The sequence below is a fragment of the Candidatus Arsenophonus phytopathogenicus genome (assembly GCF_056113345.1).
The window spans coordinates 46867-59323 of record NZ_JBUIOB010000007.1 but is presented as its reverse complement, the minus strand read 5'-3'; the positions used below and the strand labels follow the sequence as shown (position 1 = coordinate 59323).

Below are 12457 nucleotides of genomic sequence, written 5' to 3'. Positions count from 1 at the left end.
AACAAGTAATTATGCAATTACATCAAATAGGCTGAGTCATAAAACCAACCGATTTGATGCCAGCTTGATGAAGTATATTCAGCGCTTTAATAACTTCTTCGTATGGTACATCTTTAGCGCCACCAATTAAAAAAATGGCCTGCGGATTTTTTGCCAATGCGGCTTTTGTTATTGCTGCAATCTGTTCTGGCGGTAAAAGCTCTTCTCGATGGCCATCAATAATGACACTGTATTGCCCTACTCCAGAGACTTCAAGAATAATCGGGGGATTATCACTACCTGACACAATTTTTGATTGAGTCGCATCGGGTAATTCCACTTTCACACTTTGCGAGATAATCGGCGCCGTTGCCATAAAAATCAATAACAATACTAACAGTACATCCAATAAAGGAACGATGTTAATTTCAGATTTCAGTTCACGCCTATGTCGAGTCCGTGGCATCTTTCTGTTCTCCGCATTTATTGCTTTTCAGAAGCAAAAGCTTGACGATGCAGGATGGCTAAAAATTCTTCCATAAAATTGTCATAACTTTGATCCAATTTATTCACCCGCTGGTTTAGTCGGTTATATGCCATCACAGCTGGAATGGCCGCAAACAAGCCGATTGCCGTTGCAATTAACGCTTCAGCAATACCTGGGGCGACCATTTGTAATGTTGCCTGTTTAACCGAGCCTAATGCAATGAAAGCATGCATAATTCCCCAAACGGTACCAAATAATCCAATATAGGGACTTATTGATCCTACAGTACCTAAAAAAGGAATATGCGACTCTAATGATTCTAATTCACGATTCATCGATATTCGCATAGCTCTAGAAGCACCATTCATCACCGCTTCTGGTGTATGAAGATTGGCTTGACGTAAACGAGCAAACTCTTTAAATCCAGAATAGAAAATCTGTTCTGCTCCCGTTAATGCATTACGCCGATCCTGACATTCTTTATAGAGACGAGATAGCTCAATACCAGACCAAAAACGATCCTCAAAAGCTTCCGTTTCTCGGGTTGCGGCATTTAAAATTTTGCTTCGTTGAATAATAATTGCCCAAGAAGCAATAGAGAATCCTATTAGAATCAATATGATAAGTTGAACCAAAAAACTCGCTTTTAAGAATAAATCTAAAATATTCATTTCAGTCACTGCTTAAACTCCGCGACAATAGACTCAGGAAGCCTAGTTGGCTTCATTTTAAATGTATCAATTGAAACAATAACTATTTCTGCTGTGCAAATCCTTTTTCTCTCAACATTTCCGTTCTCGCACGTTCAAAAAAATGCGCATACCGAGCATGATAAACTACACCTCCCGCATCAGTATCCCCATAATAAATACGGATAGGCCAGCAAAACAGCATATTTTTACTCCCCTTGCTATCAATAAATTACCCGTCACTATACTTAAGTGAATCATCTATTGGAATGATTTATAAATAAAGTTACAAAAAAATAATGAAATATAAACTTATCTTATGAAATGAAACTAATACGAAAGAAATAAAATAGTACACAAGCTAGGATCAAAACAGCAGGTAAAGGATGAAAAAGATAACACCAAAAAGCATTTTTAGGTAAAAACCCAATACCAAAAATTATCCCACTACATGTTGCCCAAATGAGCAACAACCCCTGCCATACAGCAAGAAAACTGGTATTTGAGGCAAATAAGGTTGGATCCCAGATTACACAAAAAGCCATGGCAAATGCCATAAAGAGCATAAGGATCGGAAACGGACCCTTATGCATTGATGAGTAGATTTTGTCTACCATTATCATTCACCAGTATGTTTAGCTTTCTTAGCAGCATTAGCCTCAACCTGTTCGATAGCCAGAGCTGCAATGACAGCAAAACTACAGGCAAGAAGCGTTCCTAAAACCCAAGCAAAATACCACATGCCATTCGCTCCTTAATATAATGAATGTTTGTTATTTTCAATATGCGTTTTGTCAATTCGGCCAAACATTTTGTAATAACACCAGGTAGTATACGCCAATATAATTGGCACAAAAATGATGGCAACAACTGTCATCACTTGCAATGTAAATAAGCTCGACGTGGCATCCCAAATCGTCAAACTGGCATTAGGCTGTATATTTGAAGGCATAATGAATGGGAACATACTAATACCGAAAGTTAAAATAATACAAGCAATTGTCAGTGATGAAAATAAAAATGCCCATCCTGCTTTATCAAGCTTGGTAAATAGGATAGTTAGTATTGGAAAAAATAAACCAAGTGCCGGTAATGACCATAGTCCTGGATTATTATTAAAATTAACCAACCATGCCCCTGCTTCTTTTGCTACTTCTTTGTGTAACGGATTAGAAACAGCGTAGGTATCGATTGTACTTTTAATCGCATAACCATCAATTCCATATATCAACCAAAAACCAGCTCCAGCAAAAGTAATTAAGGTGAAAAAGGCGGTGATATAAGTGATATTACGTGAACGTAGATGTAATTCACCTAGCATGCGCATTTGGAGATAAGTCGCGCCTTGGGTAATTATCATCGTAATAGAAATAATGCCTGCTAATAAGCCATAAGGATTGAGTAAACCAAAGAAAGTCCCGGTATAATGCAAATACAATAGGTCATTAACTGTAAAAGGAACGCCCTGTAGCAAATTACCAAAAGCAACACCAATGATCAACGGAGGAACAAAGCTACCAATAAATATGCCACGATCCCACATATTGCGCCATTTGGAATTTTCAAGCTTAGAACGATAATCAAAACCTACCGGTCTGAAAAATAGTGCAGCCAAGACTAATATCATGGCAACATAAAAAGCTGAGAATGCCGCAGCGTAAACCATCGGCCAAGCCGCAAATAGTGCACCACCAGCAGTTACTAACCAAACCTGATTACCATCCCAATGAGGTGCGATTGAATTGATCATGATCCGACGCTCAGTATCAGTTTTTCCCATAAATGGCAATAAGATACCAACACCCATATCAAAACCATCGGTCACGGCAAAACCGATCAGCAACACACCAATCAGTAGCCACCATATAAATCTTAGAACTTCATAATCAAACATGAATGGACTCCTGTTTACTAAGCGTCTTGGGCTGAAATATTTTGTTGCTCATAATGATAACGACCTGTTTTAAGACTACTCGGCCCTTTACGTGCAAATTTGAACATTAGGAACAATTCAATAACCAAGAACAAAGTATACAGACCACATATTAGCCCCATCGAGAAAAGTAGATCTGCACTACTTAATGATGAATGTGCAACCGCTGTCGGTAAAATTTCACCAATTGCCCACGGTTGACGACCATATTCAGCAACAAACCAACCTGCTTCAACGGCAATCCATGGTAATGGAATACCAAACATGGCTAAACGTAAAAGCCATTTTTTCTCACCAATGCGGTTACGAATAACAGACCAGAATGATAAAGCAAAAATAAGTAACATTAAGAAACCGCAAGCCACCATAATGCGAAATGCCCAGAATAGAGGCCCGACTTTAGGAATACTATCTTTAGCGGCCGCTTTAATATGTTCTTCGCTGGCATCAATAACATTAGGTGTATAGCGCTTTAACAACAACCCATAACCAAGATCTTTTTTATTCGCATCAAATGCTTTTCGTATAGCAGGATCATTATCACCAGCTTGTAATTTTTTTAACAGAGCATAGGCATTCATACCATTGCGGATACGAACTTCATATTGCGCCATTAAATCTTTTAAACCCAAAACCGGGGTATCAATAGAACGGGTAGTGATAATTCCCATTAACCATGGAATTTCTACTGCGAATTCATTTTTCATTTTTTCGCTATTTGGCACAGCAATAAGATTAAATGAAGCCGGCGGCGGTTGGGTTTCCCATTCAGCTTCAATGGCGGCTAACTTGCTCTTCTGAACATCACCCATTTCATAGCCAGATTCATCACCCAAAACAATAACAGATAGTACTGAAGCAATACCAAAGCTTGCCGCTATTGTGAAAGAGCGTTTAGCAAAAGGTCGATCACGGCCTCTAAGTAAGTAATAAGCACTGATGCCTAAGACGAACATGGCACCTGTACAATAGCCTGCGGCAACGGTATGAACAAATTTAACTTGTGCCACGGGATTTAAAACTAATTCTGAAAAACTGAGCATTTCCATCCGCATGCTTTCAAAGTTAAAATCAGACGCAATCGGGTTTTGCATCCAACCATTAGCAACTAAGATCCACAGCGCAGAGAAATTAGAACCTAACGCAACCAGCCATGTGCTAGCTAAATGTTGGGTTTTACTTAAACGATCCCAGCCAAAAAGAAATAAACCAAAAAATGTTGACTCCAGGAAGAACGCTATTAATCCTTCAATTGCCAATGGCGCACCAAAAATATCACCAACATAATGTGAATAATATGACCAGTTAGTCCCGAATTGGAATTCCATGGTCAAACCTGTTGCAACACCTAAGGCAAAGTTAATAGCAAATAACTTACCCCAGAATTTTGTCATATCTTTATATATCTGTTTACCTGAAATGACATACACCGTTTCCATTATCGCTAGTAAAAACGACATACCAAGTGTTAATGGTACAAACAGGAAATGATACATTGCAGTTAAGGCAAACTGTAACCGGGACAGTTCGACAATATCAAGCATCTTGACTCCTTGCTCCTAACAAGCAGACACCGACTTGCGGCGACCTGACTTTCATAATGCAAAAGATGAAAGCCTCATAACTACCAGCTTTATACATCTTAAAATAACGATAAAAAATTTATCAAAATACAACAAACATCTTAATAATAGTACGCTTATATACACTTATAATAAATAGATTTAATACGATTAAGATTGAAATTTTGCGATTAAATCAACATACCGCTACATTTAAATACTGACTAAATTTGATCAACGACAATTTCATCGAAAAATAAATAAAACCTATTTTATTATTTGATTTAAATAAATTTTTATTAAATTCATCAATATATTAAAGAGCTGTTTATTGTTTTGTTCATGCCAAGAAAATAAGCAATAATTCATTTTAACCATGTACTTGTTGTTGACTTGGGAAAACTCGCCAAAACGCTATTTAAAAAACCATCAATAGGATATTTTTAATCCACATAATACCACTTTTAATATCGAAAAAATCAAGTTTACCAGCATTACTCACGGCCTAAACATAAAAAAGCCACTATCTATGAGTGGCTTTTACTAATCATAGTCGAAATCAAGTTATTTACTAGTCACTAATTGCTTAACGGCTTCACCAATCTCAGCTAAGCTACGGACAGTTTTTACACCTGCTGCTTCTAATGCAGCAAACTTTTCATCCGCAGTACCTTTGCCACCAGCAATGATGGCGCCAGCATGCCCCATACGCTTACCTTTTGGTGCTGTTACGCCTGCAATATAAGCAACGACCGGTTTTGTTATATGTTGTTTAATATAAGTGGCCGCTTCTTCCTCCGCTGTACCACCAATTTCACCAATCATAACGATAGCTTCAGTTTGGGGATCTGCCTGGAATAGTTTCAATATATCAATAAAATTTGAACAAGGAATAGGATCACCACCAATACCAACACAAGTAGATTGCCCTAATCCTGCATCAGTTGTCTGCTTAACTGCTTCATAAGTTAATGTACCAGAGCGCGATACAATACCTACTTTACCCGGTTTATGAATATGTCCAGGTTGGATACCAATCTTACATTCACCCGGGGTAATAATACCTGGACAGTTCGGTCCTATCATTTTTACCCCAGTTTCATCTAGCTTTGCTTTCACCGTTAGCATATCTAACGTGGGGATCCCTTCGGTAATGGTAATAATCAGTTTGATACCACTATTGATAGCTTCAAGAATCGAATCTTTACAAAATGGAGCAGGAACATAAATAACCGATGCGGTTGCACCTGTTGCTTGTACAGCTTCACGGACTGTATTGAAAACAGGTAATCCTAAATGTGTTGTTCCACCTTTACCTGGCGTTACACCACCGACCATTTTTGTCCCATAAGCAATTGCCTGCTCTGAATGAAAAGTTCCTTGGCTACCTGTAAATCCCTGGCAGATAACTTTAGTATTTTTATCAATTAAAATAGACATTACTTATTTAACCTCCGCTGCTGCTACTGCTTTTTCTGCCGCATCGGTCAAGCTGGTTGCATCAGTAATTTTTAGGCCACTATCCGCTAACTTTTGCGCACCAAGCTCAGCATTATTGCCTTCAAGACAAACAATGACCGGGACTGTTACCCCACTTTCTTTAACTGCTCCAATAATACCATCAGCAATCAAATCGCAGCGAACAATACCACCAAAAATATTGACCAAAACAGCTCTAACATTTTCATCAGATAAGATAATTTTAAATGCTTCTACTACACGTTCTTTAGTTGCCCCACCACCCACATCAAGAAAATTAGCTGGAGCAGCGCCATGTAACTTCAGAATGTCCATGGTTCCCATAGCTAAACCGGCACCATTAACCATACAACCAATATTGCCATCTAAAGCAACATAGTTTAATTCCCACTCCGACGCATGGGCTTCACGGGGATCTTCCTGAGAAATATCACGCATCTCCTTTAATTCTACTTGGCGGTATAGTGCATTGCTATCCACACTAAGCTTGCCATCCAGACAGATTAAATCCCCTTGCTTAGTTATCACGAGAGGATTAATCTCGATTAAAGCCAGATCACGCTCGAGAAAAATTGTCGCTAATCCGATAAATATTTGGGTAAACTGCTGGACTTGTTTGCCGCTCAAACCTAGCTTGAAAGCAAGCTCGCGTCCTTGATAAGGCATAGGGCCGGTTAATGGATCAATAATAGCCTTATGAATAAGTTCTGGTGTCTCTGCTGCAACTTTTTCAATTTCGACCCCACCTTCAGTCGATGTCATAAAGACAATTCGACGAGAGGCGCGATCTATCACCGCACCTAAATAAAGCTCTTTATCAATATCCGTTGCTTCTTCTACCAAAATTTGATTAACGGGCTGTCCATGGGAATCGGTTTGGTAAGTCACTAAGCGTTTTCCTAACCACTTTTCAGCAAATAACCGGATTTCGTCGCGATTATTAACAACTTTTACACCACCCGCTTTGCCTCGACCACCAGCATGTACCTGACACTTTACAACCCAAGGACTATTACCCAATTTTGTTGTTGCTTCTTCTGCCCCTTTTGCTGTTTTACAAGCATAACCTGTCGGTACTGGCAAACCATAATGCGCAAGCAGTTGTTTTGCCTGATATTCGTGTAAGTTCATGATGCACTACCCATAATTTAGCCTAACAGAAAGTTAACAATTCTCTATATATTTTTATTTAAACATTGGTCAATAAAAAATTAACCAAGCTTTGCTCCAGACTGAGTAAATAACTTCACTCTAAATTGGTTATCTAGACGTCTAACAATAAACGAGCCGAATCTTCCAACATGTCCTTTATTGTCACCAAGAAGCTAACAGACTCACGTCCATCAATTAAACGGTGATCATAAGAAAGTGCTAAATACATCATTGGCAAGATTTCGATTTTACCATCAACGGCAATCGGCCGATCTTTGATTGCGTGCATACCTAAAATTGCACTTTGCGGCGGATTAACGATCGGAGTTGACATTAAAGAGCCAAAAACACCACCGTTAGTAATAGTGAAGTTTCCACCGGTCAATTCTTCAACCGTTAATTTGCCGTCACGCCCCTTAACTGCCAACTCTTTAATACGCTTTTCAATTTCTGCCATGCTAAGCGCATCTGCATCACGTAATACTGGTGTAACTAAACCTCTAGGTGTGGAAACAGCAATACTAATATCAAAATAACTATGATAAAGCACATCTGAACCATCAATCGATGCGTTCACTTCAGGATAACGCTTTAAGGCTTCAACAACTGCTTTCACATAAAAAGACATAAAACCCAAACGCACACCATGCCGCTTTTCAAAGCTTTCACCATAATGTTTACGCAAATCAAAAACAGGCTTCATGTTAACTTCATTAAAGGTAGTCAACATGGCAGTATTATTTGTTGCCTCCAGTAAACGCTCTGCTATATGCTTACGCAAACGCGTCATTGGTACCCGTTTTTCACTTCGATGAGAAGAAGTTGATGATGGCGTTGTAGGTGCTTCATTCTGTTGCTTAATCGGTCTATTTTCGCTTGCTGTTGATTGGTTTTTAATATATTTCTCAACATCATCACGCGTTATACGCCCACCTACGCCGCTACCTTTGATATTGCTCGGATTTAAATCATGTTCTGCAATTAAACGACGGACAGCCGGTGTTAGTGCACTATGACTCTCTTCCACAAAGCTAGCAGTCTGGCGTTTCGCTGGCGCTGACTCAGTAGTCTCTTTTACCTCAGCAGAAATCCCGATACTATCACTAAGATGTATGCGACCCAATAGCTGTTTTGATAAAACAGTAGCTCCCTCTTCTTCTAAAATTGATTCCAGAATACCTGAATCTGCTGCTGGTACTTCCAGTACAACTTTATCCGTTTCAATTTCCACTAACACTTCATCACGCTCTACCCGATCACCTGGTTTCTTGTGCCAAGTTGCAACTGTAGCATCTGCAACAGATTCAGGAAGATCAGGAACAAAAATTTCTATGTTACTCATTTTCTATCCTTTAATTTATTTTTAGTGCATCATCAACCAATGCTTTTTGCTGTTCTTGATGAACAGACGCGTAGCCTACGGCTGGTGAAGCAGATGCGGGGCGTCCCGCATAACTTAATAATGAACCTTTTGGAATTGCTTCCCGAATATTATGCTGACTACAGTACCATGCCCCCTGATTGAGAGGTTCCTCTTGACACCAGACAAAAACGCGAACATGCGCATAAGGCTTGAGCGTAGTTTCTAAATCTTTCTGGGGAAATGGATATAATTGTTCAATACGAACGATAGCGATATTTTTTTGTTTGTTTTCACGACGTTGTTCAAGTAGATCATAATAAACTTTACCTGAACATAAAACGACACGTTTGACCTTTTTCGCATCTATGGGATCAATTTCATTAATTATCGGCTGGAATTCACCATTTGCTAACTCCTCCAAACTAGAAACCGCAAGAGGATGACGCAGTAATGATTTGGGTGACATAACAATCAATGGACGTCGCATATTACGAAGTATTTGACGACGGAGCATATGATAGACCTGAGCTGGAGTAGACGGAACACAGACTTGCATATTTTGTTCCGCACATAATTGTAAATAACGCTCTAAACGGGCTGAGGAGTGCTCCGGACCTTGTCCTTCATAACCATGGGGTAACAGCATCACCAATCCACACAATCGCCCCCATTTCTGTTCACCAGAACTAATAAACTGATCGATAACTACTTGCGCCACATTAGCAAAATCACCAAACTGAGCTTCCCAAATAGTCAAAACCCGTGGCTCGGCTGATGCATAACCATATTCAAAAGCAAGTACTGCTTCTTCAGACAAAACGGAATCCCAGACGTCAAATATTCCTTGATTTTCACGTATATTAGCCAGAGGGACATAAACTGAACCATTAGTTTGATTATGAATAACGGCATGACGATGAAAAAAAGTACCTCGGCCGGCATCTTCACCTGATAAACGAACTTGTCTCCCTTCATCAACTAATGTTGCATAAGCCAAAGTTTCTGCTGCACCCCAATCAAGCAATTTTTTACCGTTCGCCATTGCCAGGCGATCACTGTAAATTTTTTCAACCCGAGGCTGCATGACAATCTCTGCCGGAATAGTACTTAAACGTTTAGCTAAGTCTTGTAGTCGTTTCTTTTTAACTTTAGCAGGGTAAGCATCATGCCATTCATGATTTAAATAGGGTTTCCAGACCGAATAGTCAGTTCCCATTGGACGCCATTCATCAACGACACAATCACCGTGATCTAACTTATCACGGTAAAGATTAACCATTTCTGTTACTTCATCGCTAGAAACTGTCTTTTCCGCTATCAATTTATCCGCATAAATTTTACGCGGTGTCGCATGTTTTTTAATTTTTTGATACATAATTGGTTGGGTAGCACTCGGCTCATCCACCTCATTATGACCATGGCGACGATAGCAAACTAAATCAATGACCACATCGCGTTTAAATTTATTGCGAAAATCTAATGCCAATCGAGTAACAAAAGCAACCGCTTCTGGATCATCGGCATTAACATGAAAAATAGGTGATTGCACCATTTTCATGATATCAGTGCAATATTGTGTTGAACGTGCATCTTTAGGATTGGATGTGGTAAAACCTATCTGATTATTAACCACGATCCGCACTGTACCGCCAACCTCATAACCACGAGCCTGAGACATGTTCAGCATTTCCTGAACGACTCCCTGGCCTGTTACCGCTGCATCACCATGGATAGTAATAGGCAGTACCATATTACTACAACCTTCATCTAAACGATCACGACGAGCACGGACAGAACCGATGACTACTGGACTAACTATTTCTAAATGTGATGGATTAAAAGCTAAAGCTAAATGAACCAAAGCACCTTCTGTTTTAAAATCAGAAGAAAAGCCCTGATGATATTTAACATCACCAGTACCTAAATGATCTTTATGCTTACCTGCAAACTCATCAAACAGCTCTTTTGGTTGCTTACCTAAAATGTTAACTAAAACATTTAATCGCCCACGGTGCGCCATTCCCAATACGACTTCACGCGTATCCTGTTGACCTGCATAACGGATCAAATCTTTTAACATGGGAATGAGCGAATCACCTCCTTCAAGGGAAAAACGTTTTGCACCAGGAAATTTTGCCCCAAGATAACGCTCTAATCCTTCAGCTGCAGTTAATTCTGATAAGAAGCGGATCTTTTCTTGTTTGCTAAATTGTTGACTAACCGTTGTTGCCAGTTCTAGGCGCTGTTGGATCCAACGTTTTTCTCCAGTATTAGTAATATGCATGTATTCGGCACCAATTGAAGCGCAATAAATACGCTTCAGTGCAGTATACAGCTCACTTAATTTCATTGTTTCCTGCCCAATAGCAAAAGAACCAACATTGAACGTTTTTTCAAAATCAGCATCGGTTAAATCATGAAATGCAGGATCTAAATCAGGTACAGTTTCTTGTTTCCAAAGCTCTAATGGATCAAGATTTGCATTTTGATGTCCTCTAAAACGAAATGCGTTTATTAATTGGAGGACTTTAACTTGCTTCGCATCCAAAGACGGATCACTAACCGAAGTTTGATAACGTGTAGAATCTTTCGCCAATGAACGAAAATATTCACGTGTTTGAGAATAGGAGTATTCACCGTTGGAGCTTGCACCTGGTAGTTTATTAAAAAAGTCTCGCCAGTCTGCATTAACGGAATTAGGGTCAATTAAGTAGTCTTCATAAAGCTGTTCGATATAAGACTGATTTGCACCAGCTAGAAAACTTGAATCTAGCCAGTCCTTCATTACGCCGTTGTGCATTGTGATCCCTTAAGCTTATAGGCTTTAGTTTTCGTCGTAGTTAACAGTACCGCTTTTTATATAGACGGTTTCAATAAAGATTCTTTGAACGTGTTCTATGCACGATTATTAATAAAGGAGCGCTTAATTAAATTCCCCTTATTTAAAAGAACCTTTAAAAACCGCAACCGGTTTTTAAAGGCTCCTTCTGTAATTTACCACACAAAATAAATATCAATTTTAAATAATAGTTTTCCATTTTTTATTTCCCGTAATATTTCGATTACGGGAATTTTTGCCAAAACTATGCACTACGCTTTAATAACATCGATTTAATGTGCCCAATAGCTTTAGTTGGATTTAAACCTTTTGGACAAACACTGACACAATTCATAATGCTATGACAGCGAAATACACTAAAAGCGTCATTTAAATTATCTAATCTGTTATCGGTTTCGGTATCCCGACTATCTATTAAAAAACGATAAGCAGCTAATAAACCGGCAGGACCAATAAATTTATCCGGATTCCACCAAAATGATGGGCATGAGGTTGAACAGCAAGCACAAAGAATACACTCATATAAGCCATCCAATTTTTCTCGTTGTGCAGGAGTCTGTAAATACTCACGAGCTGGTGAATCCTTACCATCATTGATAAGGTAAGGACGAATTTTTTCATATTGAGTATAAAATTGAGCCATATCAACAATTAAATCTCGAACAACCGGTAAGCCTGGCAATGGGCGCACAACAACCTTTTTTTTATCACGACACAAAGCTGACAATGGAGTAATGCAGGCCAAACCATTTTTACCATTCATATTTAATCCATCAGAACCACAAACGCCTTCACGACAAGAACGACGAAATGCTAAAGTAGAATCTTTTTCTTTTAGTTGGATTAAAGCATCCAGCAACATCATGTCACGCCCTTTAGCGATCTCCAAACTGTAGTCTTGCATACGTGGCATATTATCGACGTCTGGGTTGTAACGATAAATGGAAAATTCAATTTTCATAATCTACTTTCTC

The 12457-nt window shown here is 39.1% G+C and carries 11 protein-coding genes and 1 pseudogene; all 12 read right to left on the bottom strand.

The genetic code is table 11. The features are described 5' to 3' along the window. Positions 1–22: 22 nt before the first annotated feature. The 12 genes and pseudogenes from tolR to AC01GB_RS00985 all read right to left on the bottom strand — a co-directional run bounded on the left by tolR (position 23) and on the right by AC01GB_RS00985 (position 12444). Positions 23–445 (bottom strand): colicin uptake protein TolR, encoded by a 423-nt coding sequence (tolR, locus tag AC01GB_RS01040; RefSeq protein WP_474449871.1) that lies wholly within the window; start codon positions 443–445, stop codon positions 23–25. 17 nt (positions 446–462) lie between these two features. Further along, complete coding sequence (tolQ, locus tag AC01GB_RS01035) at positions 463–1146, bottom strand: Tol-Pal system protein TolQ (RefSeq protein WP_474449870.1); 684 nt, start codon at positions 1144–1146, stop codon at positions 463–465. 76 nt (positions 1147–1222) lie between these two features. Next, positions 1223–1360, bottom strand: a pseudogene (locus AC01GB_RS01030) (hotdog domain-containing protein); the annotation flags it as partial. A 112-nt stretch (positions 1361–1472) separates the two neighbouring features. Continuing rightward, positions 1473–1772 (bottom strand): cyd operon protein YbgE, encoded by a 300-nt coding sequence (gene ybgE / locus AC01GB_RS01025; RefSeq protein WP_474449869.1) that lies wholly within the window; start codon positions 1770–1772, stop codon positions 1473–1475. A 2-nt stretch (positions 1773–1774) separates the two neighbouring features. After that, complete coding sequence (cydX, locus tag AC01GB_RS01020) at positions 1775–1897, bottom strand: cytochrome bd-I oxidase subunit CydX (protein WP_474449868.1); 123 nt, start codon at positions 1895–1897, stop codon at positions 1775–1777. A 12-nt stretch (positions 1898–1909) separates the two neighbouring features. Continuing rightward, a complete protein-coding gene (cydB, locus tag AC01GB_RS01015) occupies positions 1910–3049 on the bottom strand; it encodes a cytochrome d ubiquinol oxidase subunit II (protein ID WP_474449867.1) in 1140 nt (379 codons plus the stop codon). A 17-nt stretch (positions 3050–3066) separates the two neighbouring features. After that, complete coding sequence (gene cydA / locus AC01GB_RS01010) at positions 3067–4632, bottom strand: cytochrome ubiquinol oxidase subunit I (protein WP_474449865.1); 1566 nt, start codon at positions 4630–4632, stop codon at positions 3067–3069. Positions 4633–5214: 582 nt separating this feature from the next. Then, positions 5215–6090 (bottom strand): succinate--CoA ligase subunit alpha, encoded by an 876-nt coding sequence (sucD, locus tag AC01GB_RS01005; RefSeq protein WP_474449864.1) that lies wholly within the window; start codon positions 6088–6090, stop codon positions 5215–5217. A gap of 3 nt (positions 6091–6093) precedes the next feature. Continuing rightward, entirely contained in the window at positions 6094–7260 is a 1167-nt protein-coding gene (sucC, locus tag AC01GB_RS01000; protein WP_474449862.1) for an ADP-forming succinate--CoA ligase subunit beta, read from the bottom strand. Positions 7261–7393: 133 nt separating this feature from the next. Further along, positions 7394–8623: a 2-oxoglutarate dehydrogenase complex dihydrolipoyllysine-residue succinyltransferase gene (gene odhB, locus AC01GB_RS00995; RefSeq protein ID WP_474449861.1), complete on the bottom strand. Its 1230-nt coding sequence runs from the start codon at positions 8621–8623 to the stop codon at positions 7394–7396. Between the two features lie 10 nt (positions 8624–8633). Beyond that, on the bottom strand, positions 8634–11444 hold the full coding sequence (sucA, locus tag AC01GB_RS00990; RefSeq protein WP_474449860.1) for a 2-oxoglutarate dehydrogenase E1 component: 2811 nt from the start codon (positions 11442–11444) through the stop codon (positions 8634–8636). A gap of 283 nt (positions 11445–11727) precedes the next feature. After that, on the bottom strand, positions 11728–12444 hold the full coding sequence (locus AC01GB_RS00985) for a succinate dehydrogenase iron-sulfur subunit (protein ID WP_474449859.1): 717 nt from the start codon (positions 12442–12444) through the stop codon (positions 11728–11730). Positions 12445–12457 lie beyond the last annotated feature (13 nt).